The sequence below is a fragment of the Amycolatopsis sp. FU40 genome (assembly GCF_021903635.1).
Taxonomy (GTDB): domain Bacteria; phylum Actinomycetota; class Actinomycetes; order Mycobacteriales; family Pseudonocardiaceae; genus Amycolatopsis; species Amycolatopsis dendrobii.
Genome location: NZ_CP091381.1, coordinates 3,532,138 through 3,553,256 on the forward strand (window position 1 = coordinate 3,532,138; position 21,119 = coordinate 3,553,256).

The following is a 21,119-nucleotide window of genomic DNA, read 5'->3' on the forward strand; positions in this document are numbered from 1 at the left end:
TAGGGCAGGAGAATCTCGACTGTCAACGGATGATTATCCGGCATGGTTCGGCCTTGATTCTTCCATTATGAAGAAATCGCCGCGACGCGGGCGCCCGTCCGGCGAATCCAGCCGGAAAAAGAATCGGAGACGCGGATTCGACCAGCATGGCGGCGCGATCGGACCGCGAGTGCTGAATCGCCGGCGCCGCCCGCGTCGGCGGCTTCGGACGCGACGCGCGGAACAGCTTCACTAGCGCGCGGCTTCGGCAAGTCCCGCGACACGGTGGCCGCTTCGTCGAATCCGTCGAAAGCGGCATCGATTTCGCGCGGAAACGAGGCAACGCGGGATGCGCTCGCGAACGGCGGCAACAGCGCTTTGGGCAGCAGGCGACGGGCGCCGTTGTGCCGCAACCGCGCATCCCTCACCGATGGAGACCAGTGCGTTCGCGCGTGCACTGCGCAGGTTTCCCGAACGGGACGCCGGACCCGCGAATTCAGCTGGAGCTAGGCGGCGCAACCGGTGCTTGATGCAGCGAGAGATTCTGTCCCGCCTTCTCGTCCGCAGCCCACGCACCGGACTCCGCGGTCCACGTCTGACCGGCGAAACTCACCCGGTCCACCCCCAGCTTCGCCGCGCGCGCCACGAGCCAGCTAGCGATCCGCCAGCCCGCCGCGGCCGGGTGGGCGCCGCTCAAACGCGCCGTGCCGAGTTCTGCGTTCGCGACTGTCACCAGGTTCGCGGGCGGGTTCAGGGTCAGGTTCCGGCAGGTCAACGCCGCGGGGTAGGTGCCCGTCAGCGCCCCGGTCAGCGCGGTGGCTTCCTCTTCCCACTGCGCGTACGCGTCGGGCGCGCCGGAGCGCTGCACAGCCTGCGCGGCCTCGGTGATCGGAATCGTCTGCCAGTTGTCGAGTTTCGCGAGCTTCTTGTAGAACTCCGTCGCCGAGTAGACCGGGTCCTGGAGCTGGTCGGGAGTGCCCCAGCCTTGGCTCGGGCGCTGCTGGAACAGGCCGATCGAATCCCGGTCGCCGCCGCTCAGGTTGCGGAGTTTCGACTCTTGCAGGGCGGTCGCGAGGGCGACCGTGACCGCGTGCGAGGGCAGCCCCTGCTTGATCCCGACGGCGGCGATGATCGCGGCGTTGTTCATGGGCTCCGGTTGAAGCGTGTACTGCGGCGCGGAGGCGTCGTTCGGCCCCTTCGGCAACGCGACAGTGCAGCCGGGGGTCTTCACCTCGTCACTGCTCGAAAACATGACCACCACGACGACCACCGCCGCGAGCGCCACGACGACCGCCAGGATCGCCGCTCGCACGCCACACCCGCGCACCCGTGCCCGCCCTTCCCCACTGCCCGCTTCAGGTGCACAGTCTGCCCGGACGTTCCGGTCGCGGGACGCTCGGGTCGGGTCAGCCCGCGTCGGCGGCACCCAGGAAGATCGGGTTCGACATGGCGACCATCGCGTTCGGCGTCGTCGTCTTCGGACCGCCCGACGGACGCCGCACCTCGACGCGGACCCAGCGGCTGTAGCGCGGATACGTCGTCCACGTGACGGTCGCGGCGCCGGACTCCGGGACAGTCTCGCTGTGCTCCGGACCAAGCTGGTCGAGGAAGGTCACAGTCGTGCCGGGAACTCCGCGAACGACCGCGCGCACCTCGACCGGCGTGCCGATGCCCGCGACGAGCCGTCCGCCGATGCCCGCGGTGCGGCCCGCCCCGGAGACGGAGAAGCCGAGCTGCACGTCCTTCGATTCGGCGAGCCACGACCGGCCTGCCTTGAGCCCGGCGAGCAGTTCGGCTCGGCCCAGCCGGTCCGCCTGGACGACCGTGTGGGGAAGCGCCACGGTGTGGTCCGGGTTGTGCGCGTCGGAATCGCCGATCGCCGGGATCCACCGGCCGCCGCGCAGCAGGCCGTCCCAGTGCGTGACGCTCGCTTCGTCCTCCGGGGTCCACGGCCCGTTCCAGACCTCGACGAGGTCGGCGATCTCGTACGCGAATTCGTACGTGCAGCCGAAGCAGTTCGCGAACGGATGCGCGGCGGTGACCAGGCCGCCCGCCCGGTGGACCTGGTCGGTGAACCGCCGGAAGTCGCGCGGGTCGGCAGCGCGGTAGCGCCAGTCGATCCACGTGCCCGCCGGGACCCCGATCGCGGGCCAGTGCCCGGACCGCGTGGTGACCTCCTCGCCGTTCAGGATCAGCAGGTCGTCGGTGGCGTAGTCGCCCCACACCAGCTGCGAACTGGACGTGTTGTGGTCGGTCGACACGATGAAGTCCAGACCGGCCGCCCGCGCGTCCGCGACCAGCTGCTCGGGCGTGCGCTTGCCGTCGGAGTGGACGGTGTGCAGGTGGGAGTCGCCGCGATACCAGGACCGGCCGCGGTCGCGCGCGGGCGCGGTCTCCGGCGCCGGGTTCGGCTGGAACGGCTTCGAGGTGTCGCGGCCGAACGTCAGCGTCACGTCGACGCGGTAGTTCAGCCCCTGCGGCGCGACCGTGTACGGACCGAGGATCACGTGCCAGCGGCCGGGCGTGACCGGCCCGGCGAGGTACCCGGGAGTCGCCTCGGCAGCGCTGATCGAGAACCGGTCGCGGAAGCCGCCGGACCAGCCCCGGAAGCCGCGCCGGGTGCCCAGTTCGTGCCCCTCCGGGCCGAACATCCCGATGTCGCAGGCGTTTCCGCGCGTTCCCGCGGGCACCGACGGCTTGTCGTAGGAGTAGACGACGTCGATCTGCTTCACGCCGCGCGGCACGTCGACCGGGAGGTAGTACCAGTCGGGCACGTCCGGGCGGAAGGTGCCGGTGACGGTCTTCGTCTGCTGCCCGGCGCCGGGCGCGGGCACCGCGAACGACACGCCCGGCACCATGCTCATCGCCGCGCCCGCCGCGACGACGCCTCCGGCCCGGAACAGGTTGCGCCGGTTGAGTTCCCCAGTGGACATGGCTTACCTCCGCAGCAATGAAGTCGCGCCGACGCTAACCCCCGGGGCCACCCCCTACAACGACGCTGCGGTGAACACTCGGCGACTCGCCTCGGCTGCCTCGACCGCCGCGCCAGACAACCGACGCACGACGGCCGGGACTGCTTGCCGCACGAGGAATCGCTGAGCGGTGCCTGTTGCCCGCACAGCGAACCGTGCTGGGCAGTTCGCCCTCGCCCGACACCGTCCCAATGCCGCATCAGCCCGTGCGTCGCGCGGCACAGGACCTGATGCCGCACATGGACAGCTGAGCAGCCGACTGCTGTCGCACGGCGAACCACGCACGGCAGCTCGCCTTGCCCAGCACCGACCTGGCACCCATCGAACCGCGTATCGCACGGTGCGGAACCGCCTGCCCCACACGGAGCAACCAGGCACCCACCGCCGCACAGCGAACCACGCACGTTGACTGGCCTCGCCCAGCACCGACCCAACGCCTCGTCAACCGGCGCATCGCGCGACGCAGGACCACCTGCCCCACACGGAACAACCAGGCAGCCGCCATGGCACGGCGAACCAAGCACGGCAGCTCGCCCGACGGTGCATCGCGGCGCAGGCCGCCGCACGGAACAACCGAGCACCCGCCCACCACCACGCAGCGAACCACGCACGGCGGCTCACCTCGCCCAACGCCTCGCCAAACCGCGCACCGCGGAACTACCTGCCGCGCAGGCAAGAGCCAAACCGCACCTCAGCACCCGTCGCACGACGAGTCACGCACGTCGGCTCGCCTGGCACCGACCCAGCACCTCACCAAACCGCGCATCGCACGAAGCGGCACCACCCGCCGCACACGAGCCAGCCGGGCGCCCGCCATCCCGCCGCGAACACCCCGCGCGCCCCTCACTCCACCGCACCACTCCCCTCCACGACCCGGTCCAGCCATTCCTCCATCAGCGCCTCGAACAGCACCGGCTGCTCGAACTGCAGGTTGTGCCCCGCCCGGTCGAGCACCGCGTAGCTCGCCCGCGGATAGTGCCCCAGCAACCCGTACAGCTCCGCGAATCCCGTGGAAGCGTCCTGCCTGCCGCACACGATCAGCGTCGGTTTCCGGTACGCCGGGCCGCTTTCCGGATCGGTCGACAGCGTCCAGCCTGCCAGCATCCGCTGCAGCGCGGCCCGGTCGGCGGCCGCCAGGCCGGGCGCGACGTCCGCGCGGAAACGGGCCAGCGTCTCCTCGGACTGGACCACGGCCATCTCCCCGTACTCCGCCGCCTCCGCCGGGTCGAGACCCGCCAGCAGTTCCGGGTCGGCGCGCAGCACCTCGTGCTCCGGCACGTCCCGCTCCAGCACCGGCACCGGGCGGCCGACCGGGCACACCAGCGCCAGCCCGGCGACCTGCGCGGGCCGCGCCCGGGTGAGCCCGCGCGCCAGATAACCGCCGTACGACTCGCCGACCAGCAGGAACGGCTCGTCCCCGATCAGGTCGTCCACCAGGTCTTCCAGCCCCGCGACCAGGTCGTCCGACCCGCGCGCGGATCCGGCGGGCGACTCGCCCATCCCGGGCAGGTCCGGGTAAATCCGCCGGAATCCGGGCCGCCGCGCGAAGACCGGCTCGAGACAGCCGGTCATCAGGCGGTGGTCCGGCATCCAGCCGTGCACGGCCAGCACCGGCGTGCCGGAACCGTGTTCGACGTAATGCATCGTTTCCTCCCTGTTCGCCGGCCACCGTTGTACCGCGGGGCACCGACAATTTCCGGGAGTCCGGCGGCCGGGAGGAGGCAGCGCCGGCCGCCGGGCGGCAATTCCGGGAGAATTCCCCGGAAAGTCAGCCGCGGGAGCTGATCAATTCTCTTTCGGGTGCCGGCCGCCCCGGAGCGGGACGGCGCGGAATACAAGCCAGCAGAAGGAAACCTGCCACGACGCCCAGGAGCACGTGGCCGGTGACGGCGCACAATCCGCACAATGCGGTCCATAGGACGATCTTCATCCACCGAGTGTAGGACCGCCGGGAATCGCCGTCGGCGGACTTGGGGAAGACTTAGGGTTCGGTCAAGCGGAATTCCCCGGAAGAAGCAGAAAAGAAAGGGTTGCCTTTCCTTTCCGGAGAGAGCGGGCCCTTGCGGTGCGCCGCCGCGGGCGGTCCGGCAGGATCGGGAGCGTGCCCACGCCCGGAACCAGCGCGCTCGTCGTCACGCTCCCCTCCGCCGCCGTCCTGCTCGAAACCGCCGCGGCCGTCGACCCCGGACTCGTCCGTCCCGGCCTTCCGCCGCACGTCACGGCGCTGTACCCGTTCCTGCCCGCCGACCGGCTCACCGAGCAAACCGAAGCCGATATCAGCCGGCTCGCCGCCAGCGTCCCCGCGCCGGAAGTGCAGCTCGCCGACCTGGTCACCGCACCCGGGTTCGTCGCGGCGGCCGCCCCGGCGCTGCAGCCCCTCGCCGACGCCGTATGCGATCACTGGCCCGACGTGCCCCCGTACGGCGGACGCTTCGGGGCGCACCCGCCAGCACACCTGACGATCGCCCTCGGCGGCACCGACGATCAGCGCGCCGAGGTCGCCGAACGCGCGCGAGCAGCCCTGCCGATCACTGCCCAGGCGGACACGCTGCACCTCGTCGTGCTCACGGAGCAGGGTTGGCAGCTCCGGCTGTCGGCTCCGCTCGGAACTCCTGCGCGATAGCCCGCAACCGAGCCACATCCGCCGCGAAAGCCGTCTCCTGGGACAGCACCGGCGGTTCCGCGGGCTCGTCCAGCACCGGCTCCGAACTGCGCAACACCTGCACAGCCGCGCTCGGCGACAACTCAGGCCCGACCCCGGACAGCAGCAACCCGTCGTTGATCTCGCTCATCATCGTCAACAACCGCTCCCGGCCGGTCCCCGACGCGTCGTCAAGCCGGACGACGTCCGGGTACCGAGAAGCCAGGTGCTCCCGCAGCGGCCGAAGCACCGTCCGCGTCCGCGCGTCGCGCACCGCCCGCCCCAGCGCGGGCAACGCAGGCACCGTCAGCCCCACCACGATGAGGAGCACCGAAACCGCCGGAAAGCCGACCGCGAGCGTGCATCCAACCGTCGAGAACGCGCCGCGGCACAGCTTCGTGACCGGATGCTCCGCGGTCAGATCGCCGATCAGGTCGACGATCTTGCCGACCAGGTAAGCGAAAGCGAACACACAGGCCAGCAGCATGATGCCCAGCCCAGCCCGCAGCGCACCGGTGCCCGCGCGCACCGCCCCGGCCGACACCACGGCGATGTCCGCGACCGCCAAACCCAGGTACAGCGTGTAGACGGCGATGTACACGACCAGCGTCGGATTCGAACGGTAAAGCTCGTCGAAGAGCCCGACGCCCGTCGGCAGCCCGCGTGTCGCGAAGAACGACGCGGTGAGCACGACAAGCGCGATAATCAACGCCCCGCGCCGCGCGCGCCGTCGACGCTCTGCCACGCCACCGATCTCCGCGACAGTCACTTCGATGCCGTACGCGGCCACCATCGTCGCGAGGTTCGACAACAGCCGCCCAAGGCTCGGGTACAGCTGGCTCTCGATCGCCTGGGCACTGTCGGCGAGCAAGCACAACGCGACGCCGAGGGCGATCAGGCTGGTCGCGAGCCCCGCGCCCGCACCGGTCCGCCGCGCCCGCACCGCGCGCCAGATGCCGACCGCGAGAGCGAGCAGGCCGACCCCGAAGAACAGAACGTCGATCATCCGCGCGCTACCCGAGCAGCGACGCGAAGCGCCGCGCACGATCCGCGGCCGGCCCGGAAGCGCCTGGCCGCAACCGGGCCCCGTCCTCAGTGGCGGCGCTCATCAGGAACACGGCAATGAGCTCCGCTTCGTACTCGTCGGAATTCGTGGTGACGCGGGTGAGCAGATGCGACAGCAGGTGCGCGCTGAGATCCGGCGCGAGCCTCGCCGCTTCGGCGTCGGTGAGCACGCATTCGCCGCGGTGGTCGCACAGCAGGTGGGCGATTTCGTGGGCGATGATGTGGTCCTGGTGCAGCGACGACGTGCCCGCCGCGTACGCGACGAGGTCGAAGTCGTCGTGCCGCTGCCACGCGCCGGAGGGCTGGCCGGGCGCGTAGTCGACCGCGACCAGGTCGATGTCGCGGCCGCGGTGCCGTTCCAGCCGGTCGATCCACGCGTTCATCGACCACGGCCGCGGGGCGGGCACGTGCCGCAGCAGGTCGCGCACCCGGTCGCGGGCGCGCGCTCGCACGGTCGGGTCGATGTCCCCTCCCGAGGCGATCGGCGGCTGGACCAGCCTGGTGCACCGGGGAGACCCCGGCGCTCCGGCCGTCGCCAGCATAGCCGCCCGGATCACTCGGGCTTGCGTCCGCGCCGGGTGCGCTCGCGTCCCTCGGCGTAGCTGCCGAGCTGGTCCATCAGGGCGGAAACGGTCTGCCGGTCGCGCTCGGACAGCTGCATCGCGCGCTGTGCCAGGTCGCGGGCCTGGGTGTCGCGCCAGGCGAGGACGTCGGCGACCTGCTCGTCGACCCGGCCGGCGACCTCGTCGTCGAAGAAGTAGGTGACCGGCACGCCGAAGAACCGCGCGAGCGCCTGGATGTGCGACCGTTTCGGGTCGCGCCGGGCCCCGACCGCCAGCTGCTGCACGTGCGTGGCCGACATGCTGACGCCGGTCACGTCGGCGACGCCCTGGGCGATTTCGCGGTACGAGTAGGGCTTGCGGTCCGGCGGATGCACGGTCGCGATCAGGTGCGCCAGCCGTTCCGCGAAGCTGCGCTCCTCCGCCTGTTCGGCCATGCCGCCCCCACCACCGTTCCGTCTCCGTAACAGCGACCAGCATAACCGTCCCGAAAACTTGACACCAGCCGTCCCGTTCCGGCTACACTCGCCCCGCGCATCGTTTAGAAAACTAAACACCGGGATCCGCGTGCGGTCGCTGGGGGTGCCCGCACGCGGTCCCGCGCCTGCCTGCGCCCGTCCGTGCCGGTCCCGGCGAGGGACGCACAAGTGGCGCACAGACTGCGGAGGTAGGTTGTGCGCCATGACACTCCCCCACAGTCCGGAAAGGACACCCGTCGTCGTCACCGGCGGCAGCGGTTTCATCGGCCGCGCTGTCGTCCGCGAGTTCCGTGAACGCGGCTATCCGGTCACTGTTGTGGACCGCGTGCGCTACGAGACGACGGACGAGGGAGTGCGCGTCGTCGTCGGAGATCTGCGTGCCGCCGAAACCCGCGAAGCAGCTGTCGAAGCAGGCGTCGGCGGGATCGTGCACCTCGCCGCACTGACGTCTGTGCTGAAGTCCGTAGAGCTGCCGCGCGACACGTACGCGGAGAACGTTGCGGTGACACAAGAACTTCTCGAACTGTGTCGCGTACGCGAGGTGCCGCGCTTCATTCTCGCGTCCACGAACGCAGTGATCGGCGACGTCGGCACTAACACCATCACGGTCGACCTGCCCACGAAGCCGCTTACGCCATACGGTGCCACGAAAGCGGCCTGCGAGATGCTGCTGTCCGGCTACGCCGGCGCGTACGGGATGACGACGTGCGCGTTGCGCTTCACCAACGTGTACGGGCCGGGGATGTCGCACAAAGACAGCTTCGTGCCGCGCATGATGCGCGCGGCGTTGAATAATGAAGGCGTGCGGGTGTACGGCACCGGCGAGCAGCGTCGCGACCTCGTCCACGTAGACGACGTTGTGCGCGCGATCGCGCTCGCGTACGAGAGCGGCTACACAGGGCGTGCGATCGTCGGTGCCGGACGTTCGGTGTCAGTGCTGGAAATGGTCGAGACCGTGCGCTCGGTGACCGGGGCCGAGTTGCCGATCGAGCACGTGCCCGCGCCCGCCGGGGAGATGCCCGCGGTGGTCGTCGACGTCTCGGCGAGCGCGGAAACCATCGGCTACCGCCCGGAAATCACTCTCGCCGACGGCCTCGCCACGGCCTGGAAGTACTTCTCCGGACTGGACCGGGCCGAGGCGCCGTGACCGGATTCCTCCGCCGCCACGCGTTCCTGCTGGTGCTCCTCGCCGCGGGAACCACGCTGCGGGTGCTGGCCTGGATCGCCTACCGGCCCGCGCTGCTGTACATCGATTCCTTCCGCTACCTGGACAATCTGCACGGCCTGCGCGCCGACGGGATCAACCCGGTCGGCTACGACCTGCTGCTGAAGCCGCTGCTCGCGGCAGGCGGGCTGTCGTTCGTCGCCGCCGTTCAGCACCTGGCCGGGCTGGCGATCGCGGTCGGGATCTACGCGCTGGCCCGGCGGCTCGGCGCGCGCAACTGGGTGAGCGCGCTGGCCGCCGCGCCGCTGCTGCTCGACGCCTACCAGGTGCAGATCGAGCAGAACATCATGGCCGAGGTGCTGTTCGAGGCGCTGCTGTTCGGGCTGCTGTGGCTGGTGCTGGCCAAGGGGAAACCGAACTGGCGGCGGATCGCGCTGGCCGGGCTGGTCGTCGGGTTCGGCGTGCTGGTAAGGCTGATCGGCGTCACGATCGCCGCTCCGTTCCTGCTGTACGTGCTCGCCGCGGGCAGCGCGTGGCGTTCGTGGCGCGGCTGGCGCGACGCCGGGGCCGGGCTGCTCGCGATCCTCGTCGTGGTGGTCCCATACGCGGCGAAAGTCAAGGCAGAGACCGGAAAATGGGGCCTGAGCGGGCCGTCCGGCAGCATGCTCTACGGCCGCACCGCCGCGGTCGCGGACTGCGCGAAACTCCAGCTCGACCCGGTCGTGCGGCAGTTCTGCCCCACTGAACCGGTCGAGAACCGGCTGGTCGACAACTACACGCACGCCGACCTCGACCCAGCGTGGCCCGGCCCGCTTCCGCCCGGTGCGGACAAGGGCGAACTGGCGCACGAATTCGCGATGACCGCGCTGAAAGCGCAGTGGCGGGACGTCGCGACGTCGATCCTCGGCGACTTCGGGAAGAGCTTCCAGTTCACCCGCTACACCTCGCCCACCGACGTGCCGATCGACCGGTGGCAGTTCCAGCTGAGCTACCCGGAGTTCGCCGATCCCGCCGCGGTCAAGGCGGTCACGCAGCAGTACGACGGCACAGATCCCAAGGTCAACGAGCCGATCGCGGCGTTCCTGCGGGATTACCAGATCAACGGCGGGTTCGTGCCCGGTGCGATGCTCGGGTTCTTCGCGCTGCTCGGCCTGCTGACCGTGCTGCGGCGCAAGAAACCCCGTCACCCGGCGCGCAGCGGCGCGTTGTTCGCCGCCGGCACTGGATTGTTCCTGCTGTTCGGGTCCGCGGTGTTCGAGTTTTCCTGGCGCTACCAGCTTCCCGCGCTCGTGCTGCTGCCCGTCGCCGGTGCTCTCGGGTTCACCACCCTCACCGTAGCCAGCCGACGTCGCCTCGCCAGTTATCCGGACACTGTCGACGAAGGCGCGATCAAGGACTTCCACGACCGGCATCCCGGCGCGAAGCTGTCCGAGCTGACCGTGGTGATCGCCGCGTACAACGAAGCCGGCGGCATCGGCCAGGTGCTGGAGAAGATGCCCGACGAATGTCTCGGGCTGCCGGTGGACGTCCTGGTGGTCGTAGACGGCGGTACGGACAACACTGCGGCCATCGCGGAAGACCATGGCGCGTACGTGTGCGTCGCGCCGACCAACCGCGGCCAGGGAGCCGCGCTGCGCCTCGGATATCACCTCGCCGCCGAGAACGGCGCGAAGTACATCGTCACCACCGACGGCGACGGTCAGTACGACAACAGCGAAATGGCCGAGCTCCTCGCGCCGTTGCTGGACGGCACGGCAGATTTCGTGACGGGCTCCCGGCGTTTGGGCCACGAAGAGGCCGACAGCCGGATGCGCTGGATCGGCGTGCGCGTGTTCGCGTGGCTCGCGTCGGCGCTCACCTGGCGGCGGATCACCGACACGTCGTTCGGATTCCGTTCGCTGCGCGCGGAACTCGCGTGCGCGATCCCGCTGAACGAACCGCAGTACCAGTCGTCGGAACTGCTGCTGGGCGCGACCGCGCAGGGCGCGCGCGTGCTCGAACGGCCGATGAGCATGCGGCTGCGCAAGGCGGGCAAAAGCAAGAAGGGCGGCAGCGTCGTGTACGGCGCGAACTACGCGCGGGTCATGACAGGGACGTGGTGGCGCGGGTACGTGCTGCGCCGCGGTCGAAAACGAACCGGTCGAGCATCGTGAACTTCGCGACGAACACCAGTGCGTAGCTGAGCACGTACGCCGCGTCGAGCAGCACGACCCACCAGAAATGCGGCAGCTGCAGCGGCGCGAGCAGGTGCCCGGCGAGCGTGGTCAGGCCGACCGAGGCGAGGCCGCCGAGCGAGATGACGAGGACGTAGGGCAGCAGCTCGCGGACCGGTTCGGGACGGCCGCGGCGGCCCCACACCCAGCGCCGGGTGAGGAAGAAGTTCAGCACCGCCCCGGCCGCGAACGCACACGCGCTGGCCAGCCACGGAGCCCCGCCCGCGGCGAGCACCGCGATCAGCGCGGCCTGGCTGAGCAGGGTCGCGGCGACCGAACTGGCGGCCGCGCGGACGAACCTGGCCAGGCCGCGGCGGCGCGGCTTGGGCGATTCTTCCGTCGTGCGGGGGTTCGCCGGGTTGGTTACCGTCGTCATAGTCCCAGTCTCCCCTCGGGCCGCCGGCTCCGCCGCGCGACCCCCCGGCCCACAGCGGATTCACAGCTGACTGCCAGCCGAACATCAGCGGCGGGCGATTAGGTTCGGATCTGCCACCGCGACACCGGGCGTCGTGCAGAACGAAAGGCCGTGCCTGTCGCGAAAACGAAAGGAAAGGGTGCTCTGGATGCGAGTGCTGGTTCTCGGCGGTGACGGTTACCTAGGCTGGCCCACTGCGCTCCACTTGTCGGACAAAGGCCACGAAGTGGCTGTTCTGGACAACTTCGCGCGGCGGCAGTACGACGTCGAACTCGGCGCCGAGAGCCTTGTCCCCATCGAAGACCTGAGCACCCGCACCGACGCGTGGCACGCGGTGTCCGGGAAGCGCATCGAACGCTACGAAGGCGACCTGCTCGACGCGGAATTCCTGTTCGGCGCGGTGCGCGAGTTCCGCCCGTCGGCGATCGTGCATTTCGCCGAGCAGCGGTCCGCGCCGTATTCGATGATCGACCGCGAGCACGCCGTCTACACGCAGCACAACAACGTGGTCGGCAACCTCAACCTGCTGTACGCGATCGCCGAGATCGACCCGGACATCCACCTGGTCAAACTGGGCACGATGGGCGAGTACGGGACCCCGAACATCGACATCGAGGAAGGCTGGCTCGAGGTCGAGCACAACGGCCGCCGCGACCGGATGCTGTACCCGAAGAAACCGGGCTCGTTCTACCACCTGTCGAAGGTGCACGACTCGCACAACATCGAGTTCGCCTGCCGGATCTGGGAACTGCGCGCGACCGACCTCAACCAGGGCGTCGTGTACGGCCAGCAGACGCCGCAGACCGCGCTCGACCCGCGCCTGGCCACGCGATTCGACTACGACGCGGTGTTCGGCACGGTGCTGAACCGGTTCGTCATCCAGGCCGTGCTGGGGCAGCCGCTCACGGTGTACGGCAAGGGCGGGCAGACGCGCGGCCTCATCGACATCCGCGACACCGTCGAGTGCATCCGGCTGGCTGTGGAGAATCCGGCCGAGCGGGGCGAGTTCCGGGTGTTCAACCAGATGACCGAGAGCATGTCGGTGCGCCGGATCGCGGAGGTCGTGGCCGACCGCTTCCCCGGACCGGTGCAGATCGAGAACCTGGACAACCCGCGGGTGGAGCAGCCCGAGCACTACTACAACGTCAAGCACACCGGGCTGATCGGGCTGGGGCTGGAGCCGCATCTGCTGTCGGACACGCTGATCGAGTCGATGTTCGACATCGTCGGCGCGAACAAGCACCGGGTGAACGACGACCGGCTGCGGCCGACGGTGCGCTGGCGCGGGGCGGTCGAAGCTTCCTGATTTCCGCTGCTCGCCCCCGCCGCCCGCGAAAATTGTCGGTGGCGGGTGGGATGCTCTTCGAGTCAGCCCCCGAGGGGGACGGGACCGGAAGAGCGGCAAGGGAAACGTGGGGGACGAAGCAGCGGCGCGGTGGAGCTCCGAGAGGGTGCTCGAACTCGCGCCGGACGCCGCGTCGGCGAAAGCCGGGCGCGGGCAGGCGGCGCCGGCGAAGTGGTCGGACGCGGGCGCGTCGGGCCGTGCTGTCTGGGGCGCGTGCCAAGGCAGCGGGAAGCGGCCGTACCAGACGACGGTGGAGACGGCCGGGCCCGCGTTCCGGTGCAGCTGTCCGAGCCGGAAGTTCCCGTGCAAGCACGCGCTGGGGTTGCTGCTGCTCTGGGCGGACGGGCAGATCCCCCGCGCGGAGGAGCCCGGATGGGTGCACACGTGGCTGGACGAACGGGCTGCGAGGGCGGAGCGCGCCGAGAAGAAGACGGACGCTCCGAAGGATCTCGAAGCGGCGGCCAAGCGGGCGCAGGACCGGCTCGCGCGGGTCACCGCCGGGGCCGCTGAGCTGCGCGGATGGCTTGCCGACCGAGTGTCGGCCGGGTTCGCGACGTTCGAACGCGGCGGCACTGAGGAGCTGTACACGGTCGCCTCGCGGATGGTCGACGCGCAGGCTCCCGGTCTGGCGAACGGCCTGCGCCGGGCGGCGGCGCTGGTCGGGCGCGGGCGGGACTGGCCGGATCGGCTGCTGGCCGAGTTGTCGCTGGTGTACGTGCTCGCGGACGCGGCGAGCAGGCTGGAGTCGCTGCCCGCCGCGCTCGCCGGCACCGTCCGCACCCGGCTCGGGTTCTCGGTGAGCAACGCGCAGGTGCTGGAGTCCGGCGAACGGGTGCCGGACCAATGGCTGGTCACCGGCGCGGTCGACGAGGAGCAGGACTCGCTGCGCAGCAGGCGCACCTGGCTGCGGGGCAAACGCAGCGGCCGGGACGCGCTGGTGCTGTCGTTCGCTCCGCCCGGGCGTCCGCTGGACAGCTCGCTGCCGCCGGGGTATGTCGTCGCGGGAGAGCTGGTGTTCCACCCGGGAGCCGTGCCGTTGCGGGCAGTGTTCGACCATCGGGAGGAACCCGTCGCCCCGGAAAACGAACCGGTTGGCGGGACTTTCGGTTCGGCCCTTGCCGAGCACGCTGCCGCGCTCGCGGCTGATCCGTGGCTGGACCGGTGGCCGGTGCTGGTGAGCGAGCTCCGTCCGGCTCGGCACGGGGGCGGATGGGCGCTGTCCGATGTGGACGGTGCCGCGCTGCCTTTGGCTCCTTCTGTGGATCCGTGGCCGCTGCTGGCGCTCGCCGCCGAACGGCCGGTCACGGTGGCTGCGGAGTGGACGACGGCGGGGCTGCGGCCGTTGAGCTGCTGGCATCGCGACGGGATGGTGCGACTGTGACTGCTTGGAACGACCTCGTCAGCACTGTCCTGCTCGGCACCCGCCGCCGGACCCTCGACCCCGCCGAATTGCCTTCCGGGGTAAGGGAAATCGCCGAACAGCGCGCCGACCCCGCCGACCAAGCGCTCGCCGCCGCGGCCGCATACACCGGCTATCGGCGGGCCGGGCAGCAACCGCTTGCCGGCATCGAACCCGAACCCGCCGCAGTGGAGGACACCCGGCCGTTCATCCCGAATGCGGCGCGGGCGCGGCTCGGGCACCTGCTCTCCGCGAACCGGCCGGAACTGGTCGAGGAATGGCTCGCCACGGTGGCGGACAAGGGATTCCGCGTCCCGGCCGAGCGGCTGCCCGTCCTCGCCGACGCGGCACGGACCCGGGTGTCGCTGCGGGCGCCGCTCGCCGCGGTCGCCGGGCCGGTCGGCGCGTGGCTCGGCGAGCGGAATCCGGATTGGGCGTTCCTGGTCGCCGCAGCGGACGACACCAGCGACGACGCCTGGCAGTTCGGCGCCGCCGCGCGTCGGCAGGCCTGGCTGGAGCGCGTGCTCGCCGCCGATCCCGCCCGCGCGCGCGAGGCACTCGCCGCTGCGTGGGGCAACGAACCGGCTGACCTCCGGGCGACGTTCCTGGCTCTCCTCGGCGAGCATCTCGCCGACGAGGACGAGCCGTTCGTCGAAGCCGCGCTCGGCGACCGGGCGGCCGGGGTGCGCGAGATCGCGCTGCGGCTGATCGGCCGGTACCCCGGTTCAGCCTCCGGCGAGCGGATGATCGAACGGCTGCGGGCCTGCGTCACCGTGCGCAGCCGCGCGCTGCGGGCCGATGTCCTCGAGTTCGCCCCGCCCGAACCGGACGACAGCTTGATCCGCGACGGCATCCGCGTCCCGGCGGGGCCCGGGCAGGGCACCGCCCGGCTGCGCGCGATCATCGCCGCCACTCCCCTGCGGTTCTGGGCCGAGTACGGCACTCCGGGCGAACTGGCCGGGATGCTCGTCGAAGGCCCGCCGCTGAACGTGGTGCGCGAAAGCTGGGCCACCGCCGCGCTTCGGCAGCGAGACGAGCAATGGGCGCAAGCCCTCGTGGAGGCCGAACCGGGCGGGCGCAGCACCGCCGCGCTCATCGGCGTGCTGTCGCCCGGACACCAGGCCGCCACAGTCGCGAAGCTGACGCGCGGACTGCCGGTCGAAGCCTTGACCCGGCTCATCCTCGACCTGCCGCAGCCGTGGCCCGCCGCGCTCGGCACGGTGCTGCTCGACTGGGTCGCCGGGCAGCGGGACCACCGGCTGGTCGCGCACGCGGCAGCGCTGATCGCGAAAGCCGTGCCCGTCGCCTGCCTCGGCCATCCGCTGGCCGAGATCCCGCTTCCCGGCGAAGCCGCCCCGTGGCGGCGCGCAGTCGCCGAAACCCTGTCCTTCCGCCGTGAAATGCACAAGGAGCTCGCATGACGTCCCCCGTCCTCCGGCCGCACGCCGAACAGGAATACGCCGGCGAACTGGCCGCCCTCGCCGCGGCCGACGACCGGGCGAAACCGCCGTCGTGGCGGCTTTCCCCGTGGGCGGTGGTCACTTACCTGCTCGGCGGGAAACTCGACGACGGCACCGAGATCAGCCCGAAGTACGTGGGCCCGCGGCGGCTGATCGAGGTCGCGGTCGCCACCCTCGCCACCGACCGCGCGCTGCTGCTGCTCGGCGTGCCGGGCACGGCGAAAACCTGGGTGTCCGAACACCTCGCGGCGGCGATCAGCGGGGACTCCGCACTGCTCGTCCAAGGCACCGCGGGCACCGCCGAGGAGCAGATCCGCTACGGCTGGAACTACGCGCGGCTCATCGCCGAAGGGCCGAGCGACCAGGCACTGGTGGAAAGCCCGATCCTGCGCGCGATGCGCGACGGCAAGGTCGCCCGGCTCGAGGAACTCACCCGGATCCCGGCGGACGTGCAGGACTCGCTGATCACGATCCTGTCCGAGAAAACGCTGCCGATCCCCGAACTGGGCTCCGAAGTGCAGGCCCGGCCCGGGTTCACGCTCGTGGCCACGGCGAACAACCGGGACAAGGGCGTCAACGAACTGTCGAGCGCCCTGCGGCGGCGGTTCAACACTGTCGTGCTCCCGCTGCCGGACACCGCCGAAGCCGAGGTGGACATCGTCCGGCGGCGGGTCGGTCAGCTCGGCGCCGCGCTGTCGCTGCCCGCCGAAGCCGCCGATCTCGCCGAAATCCGCCGTGTGGTCACGGTTTTCCGCGAGCTGCGGGCCGGGCGCACCGAGGACGGCCGCACCGCGGTGAAGACCCCGTCGGGCACGCTCTCGACGGCCGAGGCGATCAGCGTCCTCACCGGCGGTCTCGCGCTGGCCGCTCACTTCGGAGACGGCGTGCTGCGCGCACAGGACGTCGCGGCCGGGATTCACGGTGCGGTAGTCAAGGATCCGGTCGCCGACAGCGCGATCTGGAGCGAGTACCTGGAGACCGTGGTGCGCGAGCGGGAAGGCTGGGCCGACTTCTACCGGGCAGGCCAGGAGATCGCCGGATGACCACCCATCTCCTCGGGATCCGGCACCACGGTCCCGGTTCGGCTCGGGCGGTCGCCGCCCGGCTCGCCGAGCTGGAACCGGACGTGGTGCTGATCGAGGGACCGCCGGAAGCGGACCAGCTCGTCGATCTCGCCGCGGACGACGACATGCGGCCGCCGGTGGCGCTGCTGGCGTACGCGTCCGACGACGTGTCGCGCGCGGCGTTCTGGCCGTTCGCGGTGTTCAGCCCGGAATGGCAGGCCCTGCGGTACGCCGCCGCGGCCGGTGTGCCGGTGAAGTTCTGCGATCTCCCCGCGGCGCACCAGTTCGCGCTCGGCGAGGAACGGACCGCACCGCGCACCGATCCGCTCGCGGAACTCGCCGCGGCGGGCGGATACGACGATCCGGAACGCTGGTGGGACGACTTCGTCGAGTCCCGCCGGGGCGGGGAATCGCCGTTCGAGGTGATCGCCGACGCGATGACCGCGCTGCGCGAAGGCGACCGGCCGGACGACCCGCACGAGCAGCGGCGCGAGGCGTACATGCGGACCGTGCTGCGCAAGACGCGGAAGGAAGGCCACGAACGGATCGCCGTGGTGTGCGGGGCCTGGCACGTGCCCGCGCTGGCCGATCCGCTGCCGCCCGCGTCCAAGGACCAGGCTGTCCTCAAAGGACTCCCGAAGCGGAAGGTCGTGTGCACGTGGGTGCCGTGGACGCACGGCAGGCTCGCGTCGGTCACCGGATACGGCGCGGGCGTCCGCTCCCCCGGCTGGTACCACCACCTGTTCAGCACCTCCGGCGACGTCACCACCCGATGGCTCACCGCCGTCGCCGGAGTGCTGCGCGAGGAAGACCTGCCCGTCTCCACCGCGCACGTGATCGAAGCAGTGCGGCTGGCCGAGACGCTGGCCGCGCTGCGCGGCCGGTCGTCCGCCGGACTGGCCGAGGTCGACGCCGCCGCCCGCGCGGTCCTGTGCGGAGGCGACGACGTCCAAGCCGACCTGGTCACCCGACGGCTCGTGGTCGGCGAACTGCTCGGCGAGGTCCCCGACCACGTACCCCAAGCACCGCTGGCCGCCGACCTGATCGCCACCGCCCGGCGGCTCCGGCTCAAACGCGAACCTCAAGCGCGGGAGCTGGATCTGGACCTGCGCACCCCCGGCGGCCTCGACCGCTCGCGCCTGCTGCACCGCCTCCACATCCTCGGCATCCCCTGGGGCGAACCGGAACTGTCCTCGGTGCGGAACAAAGGCACCTTCCGCGAGACCTGGACCTTGTGCTGGGAACCCGGTTTCGAGGTCGACCTGGTCGCCGCAGCGGTACACGGGACCACCGTGCCCGCCGCCGCCACCGCAGTCGTGCGCGAAACCGTCGCCGAATCGCCCTCGCTCGCCGACATCACCGCCGCGGTAGAACGCTGCCTCCTGGCCGGCTTGGGCGACGCCCTGCCGGAAACCCTCGCCGCCCTGGACACCCGCGCAGCCGCCGACGCGGACGTCGCGCACCTCATGACGGCTCTGCCTCCGCTGGCACGAGCGACCCGCTACGGCGACGTCCGCGGCACCGACACCGCACAGCTGCAAGAAGTCGCCGACCGGATCCTCGCCCGGGTCTGCGCGGGCCTTCCGCCCGCCGTCCACGGCATCGACGAGGAGGCCGCCGCACAGTTCTGCGAACTGGTCGACGACGTCCACGAAGCCACCGACCTCCTCGGCGACGCCGCCCGCGACCGCTGGTTCGCCGCGCTGGCCCGCCTGTCCGCCCGCGATGCCCTGCCGCCGCTCTTGGCAGGCCGCATCGTGCGCCTCCTGCACGACGCCGACCTGCTGGACGGCGCGGAAGTCGAACTCCGGCTGGGCCGCATGCTCACCCCCGGCATCGCCCCGACCGACGGCGCGGCCTACGTGGAAGGCTTCTTCTCCGGCGGCGCCCTCCTGCTGGTCCACGACGAACGCATGCTGCGGGTCGTCGACACCTGGCTGGCCTCGATCCCGCCTGAGGTCTTCACCGAGGTGCTTCCCTTGCTGCGCCGCACTTTCGGCGCCTTCGCCGGTCCGGAAAAACGCGCCATCGGCGAACGCGCCGCCACCCTGTCCGGCACTCGCCGGGCCGAGCCGGCGCGAGCAGAAGACCTGGACGAGATCCGCGCCGCAGCCGCCCTGCCGGTCTTCGCCACCCTCCTGGGAGCCGCCTCGTGAGCACCGATCCCGAACGCCTCCGCCGCTGGCGCCTGGTACTGGGCGGAGATTCCGACGGCACCGGCCACGCACTGTCCGAAAGGGACACCGGCGTCGACAACGTGCTGGCCGCCCTCTACGACGAGCGCCCCAAGAACTCCCGCGGCAGCGGCGACCGCAGCGGCGGCCTGCAAGCCTCCGCACCACGAGTCGCGCGCTGGCTCGGCGACATCCGCGAGTACTTCCCCGGTTCCGTCGTCCAAGTCATGCAACGCGACGCCGTAGACCGCCTGGGCATTACCCGGATGCTGCTGGAACCGGAACTGCTCAGCGCCGTGGAACCGGACGTCCACCTGGTCGGAACCCTGTTGTCCCTCAACAACGTCCTGCCCGACGAAACGAAGGAAACCGCCCGCACCGTCGTACGCAAAGTCGTCACCGAACTAGAGGAACGCCTGGCCGAACGGACCCGCGCGGCAGTGCGCGGCGCACTGGACCGGGCCGCCCGCACCCAACGCCCCCGAGGCGCGGACATCGACTGGGACCGCACAGTCCGCCGAAACCTGAAGCACTACTCCCCCGAACTGAAAACCATCGTGCCCGAACAGCTTTTCGGTTTCGGCCGCCGGGAACAAAGCGTCCGGCGCGACGTGATCCTGGCCGTCGACCAATCCGGCTCAATGGCAGAATCCGTAGTCTACTCAGGCGTTTTCGGCGCCGCACTCGCCTCGATGCGGGCACTGAGCACGAAATTCGTCGCATTCGACACCGCGGTCGCCGACTTGTCCGACCACCTGGACGACCCGGTAGACGTCCTTTTCGGCACCCAGCTGGGCGGCGGCACCGACATCAACCGCGCATTGGCGTACTGCCAAGGGCTCGTGGAACGCCCCGAACAAACCCTCCTGGTGCTGATCAGCGACCTGTACGAAGGCGGAGTCCGGGACGATCTGCTGCGCCGGGTCGCGGACCTGGTGGGATCCGGCGTGCAGGTGGTCACGCTGCTGGCCCTGTCGGACTCCGGAGCGCCGTTTTACGACCGCGAAAACGCGGCCGCGCTCAGCGAACTGGGGGTGCCCGCTTTCGCCTGCACGCCCGACCTGTTCCCGGATCTGATGGCTGCCGCACTCCGAAGGGAGGACTTGACCCGCTGGGCCGCCGCGGCGACAGCGCAATGACCGGGAACGCCGAGTCCGCCGGGAGTGTTCGGCGCGCGCGAAGGAGCGGACCCCGCTCGCCGCTCCGTCCAGCCCAGCAAAGCGTGTCGGGTGAGCCGACGCGTCCGCCGTTCGAGAAATCTCAGCCAGCCGAGCGGTCCAGTGCGTCCAGCAGCCAGCTGTGCGCGACGCCCATCGGCGCGGCTTCTCCGGTGATCTCGCCCGCGAGACGCCAATAGCGGCGCACCTGCGGATGCCGGTCGCCAGCGGTGCGCCGTCGCAGTGTGCAGCGGAATTCCGGGGTGTCGCCAGTGCCGGACGCGGCGGCGTGGACCGCCGCGAACCGGTCGAGTGCGGGTCCTGCCTCCGGCTCGGAGCCGGCCGCTACCTGCGGGGACGCCAGCTCGCAGGCCTCCGCGAGGCCTTCGTGGAGAGCGCCCAGGTGCGTGACCAGCGGGCTGGCCCGCAACCGGGCAGCGAACTCGCGGTCGGCGGCGAGCAGTACTAACTCGGCATAGGCGACGACCTGCGCTGGGGTCGGCAGTTCCGGCGGCCGCGGCGCGCTTGCGGCGAGGAACATGTCTGCCGTGTCCGGCCGGACGGTGCCGGTGGCCATGGGGTGCCAGAAGCGGACCAGTGCCGCATGCGCGGCGAAGCCGTCCGCCGCGGCGGACAGCAGCTCGAGGCGGGCGGCGCGGTCGGCGGGCGGCGCCTCCTCGACGGCGCGGAGGGCCGAGCGTCGCCAGGCCAGCGTCGTCAGCTCGCGGTCCAGCGTTGCGCGTTCGGCGGACACGGCGTCGGCGAGGGAACGCTCTCCGGCGAGGACGTCCGTGATCGGCTTCAGGCTCAGCCCGAGTCCGCGCAATCGCCGCACCAGGTTCAGGCGGGGTACGTCCGCCGGGACGAATCGGCGGTGTCCGCCGGCGCTGCGCACTGGCGCCAGCAGTCCCTCGTCGCAGTAGAAGCGGATCGTTCGGACGGGCACTCCGGTGCGCCGCGCCAGGTCGCCGATTCCGAGTGTGTCGCCGGTCACTTCCGATGGAACCTCCAGCCGGGTGGAGTTCCTACGG

General features: G+C 71.0%; 18 protein-coding genes. 9 read left to right on the forward strand and 9 right to left on the reverse strand.

Going from position 1 to position 21,119, the window contains the following annotated elements; translation table 11 throughout:
* Window positions 1-65: 65 nt before the first annotated feature.
* The 4 genes from L3Q65_RS17145 to L3Q65_RS17160 all read right to left on the reverse strand — a co-directional run bounded on the left by L3Q65_RS17145 (window position 66) and on the right by L3Q65_RS17160 (window position 4,595).
* Window positions 66-392, reverse strand: coding sequence for a hypothetical protein (locus L3Q65_RS17145; protein ID WP_237600235.1), 327 nt, complete (start codon window positions 390-392; stop codon window positions 66-68).
* Window positions 393-475: 83 nt separating this feature from the next.
* On the reverse strand, window positions 476-1,291 hold the full coding sequence (locus L3Q65_RS17150) for a hypothetical protein (protein WP_237600236.1): 816 nt from the start codon (window positions 1,289-1,291) through the stop codon (window positions 476-478).
* Between the two features lie 94 nt (window positions 1,292-1,385).
* On the reverse strand, window positions 1,386-2,912 hold the full coding sequence (locus L3Q65_RS17155; protein ID WP_237600237.1) for a CehA/McbA family metallohydrolase: 1,527 nt from the start codon (window positions 2,910-2,912) through the stop codon (window positions 1,386-1,388).
* Window positions 2,913-3,794: 882 nt separating this feature from the next.
* Window positions 3,795-4,595 carry an alpha/beta fold hydrolase gene (locus L3Q65_RS17160; RefSeq protein WP_182895970.1) on the reverse strand — a complete coding sequence of 267 codons (801 nt, stop codon included), beginning with the start codon at window positions 4,593-4,595 and terminating at the stop codon, window positions 3,795-3,797.
* Between the two features lie 457 nt (window positions 4,596-5,052).
* Here L3Q65_RS17160 and L3Q65_RS17165 point away from each other — a divergent pair, with 457 nt between their 5' ends.
* Complete coding sequence (locus L3Q65_RS17165) at window positions 5,053-5,574, forward strand: 2'-5' RNA ligase family protein (RefSeq protein ID WP_182895971.1); 522 nt, start codon at window positions 5,053-5,055, stop codon at window positions 5,572-5,574.
* Here the strand turns inward: L3Q65_RS17165 and L3Q65_RS17170 are convergent.
* From L3Q65_RS17170 to L3Q65_RS17180, 3 genes are read right to left on the reverse strand one after another with little or no spacing between them, the layout of a single operon-like run.
* Entirely contained in the window at window positions 5,516-6,598 is a 1,083-nt protein-coding gene (locus L3Q65_RS17170; RefSeq protein ID WP_182895972.1) for a hypothetical protein, read from the reverse strand. The genes L3Q65_RS17165 and L3Q65_RS17170 overlap by 59 nt on opposite strands.
* Window positions 6,599-6,605: 7 nt before the next feature.
* Entirely contained in the window at window positions 6,606-7,214 is a 609-nt protein-coding gene (locus tag L3Q65_RS17175) for a hypothetical protein (protein ID WP_312872268.1), read from the reverse strand.
* On the reverse strand, window positions 7,211-7,654 hold the full coding sequence (locus L3Q65_RS17180; protein WP_182895973.1) for an XRE family transcriptional regulator: 444 nt from the start codon (window positions 7,652-7,654) through the stop codon (window positions 7,211-7,213). Before L3Q65_RS17180 ends, L3Q65_RS17175 begins: the two co-directional genes overlap by 4 nt.
* Before the next feature lie 244 nt (window positions 7,655-7,898).
* On the opposite strand from L3Q65_RS17180, the gene L3Q65_RS17185 reads away from it, so the two are divergent.
* Window positions 7,899-8,843: an NAD(P)-dependent oxidoreductase gene (locus tag L3Q65_RS17185; protein ID WP_237600238.1), complete on the forward strand. Its 945-nt coding sequence runs from the start codon at window positions 7,899-7,901 to the stop codon at window positions 8,841-8,843.
* Window positions 8,840-11,014 carry a glycosyltransferase family 2 protein gene (locus L3Q65_RS17190; RefSeq protein ID WP_237600239.1) on the forward strand — a complete coding sequence of 725 codons (2,175 nt, stop codon included), beginning with the start codon at window positions 8,840-8,842 and terminating at the stop codon, window positions 11,012-11,014. Before L3Q65_RS17185 ends, L3Q65_RS17190 begins: the two co-directional genes overlap by 4 nt.
* On the opposite strand, the gene L3Q65_RS17195 is transcribed toward L3Q65_RS17190, so the two are convergent.
* Complete coding sequence (locus L3Q65_RS17195; RefSeq protein ID WP_182895976.1) at window positions 10,944-11,450, reverse strand: GtrA family protein; 507 nt, start codon at window positions 11,448-11,450, stop codon at window positions 10,944-10,946. The genes L3Q65_RS17190 and L3Q65_RS17195 overlap by 71 nt on opposite strands.
* A gap of 187 nt (window positions 11,451-11,637) precedes the next feature.
* On the opposite strand from L3Q65_RS17195, the gene L3Q65_RS17200 reads away from it, so the two are divergent.
* The 6 genes from L3Q65_RS17200 to L3Q65_RS17225 all read left to right on the forward strand — a co-directional run bounded on the left by L3Q65_RS17200 (window position 11,638) and on the right by L3Q65_RS17225 (window position 20,070).
* On the forward strand, window positions 11,638-12,795 hold the full coding sequence (locus L3Q65_RS17200; protein WP_182895977.1) for an NAD-dependent epimerase/dehydratase family protein: 1,158 nt from the start codon (window positions 11,638-11,640) through the stop codon (window positions 12,793-12,795).
* A 106-nt stretch (window positions 12,796-12,901) separates the two neighbouring features.
* Window positions 12,902-14,215 (forward strand): SWIM zinc finger family protein, encoded by a 1,314-nt coding sequence (locus L3Q65_RS17205; RefSeq protein ID WP_237600240.1) that lies wholly within the window; start codon window positions 12,902-12,904, stop codon window positions 14,213-14,215.
* Entirely contained in the window at window positions 14,212-15,654 is a 1,443-nt protein-coding gene (locus L3Q65_RS17210; protein WP_182895978.1) for a DUF5691 domain-containing protein, read from the forward strand. Before L3Q65_RS17205 ends, L3Q65_RS17210 begins: the two co-directional genes overlap by 4 nt.
* Entirely contained in the window at window positions 15,651-16,736 is a 1,086-nt protein-coding gene (locus L3Q65_RS17215) for an AAA family ATPase (protein ID WP_182895979.1), read from the forward strand. Before L3Q65_RS17210 ends, L3Q65_RS17215 begins: the two co-directional genes overlap by 4 nt.
* Window positions 16,733-18,913 carry a DUF5682 family protein gene (locus tag L3Q65_RS17220; protein WP_182895980.1) on the forward strand — a complete coding sequence of 727 codons (2,181 nt, stop codon included), beginning with the start codon at window positions 16,733-16,735 and terminating at the stop codon, window positions 18,911-18,913. The genes L3Q65_RS17215 and L3Q65_RS17220 overlap by 4 nt, the downstream gene beginning before the upstream one ends.
* The gene (locus tag L3Q65_RS17225) at window positions 18,910-20,070 is read left to right on the forward strand and encodes a VWA domain-containing protein (RefSeq protein WP_237600241.1); all 1,161 of its coding nucleotides are present in this window, start codon (window positions 18,910-18,912) and stop codon (window positions 20,068-20,070) included. The genes L3Q65_RS17220 and L3Q65_RS17225 overlap by 4 nt, the downstream gene beginning before the upstream one ends.
* A gap of 121 nt (window positions 20,071-20,191) precedes the next feature.
* On the opposite strand, the gene L3Q65_RS17230 is transcribed toward L3Q65_RS17225, so the two are convergent.
* Window positions 20,192-21,082, reverse strand: coding sequence for a MerR family transcriptional regulator (locus L3Q65_RS17230; protein WP_237600242.1), 891 nt, complete (start codon window positions 21,080-21,082; stop codon window positions 20,192-20,194).
* Between the last annotated feature and the right edge of the window lie 37 nt (window positions 21,083-21,119).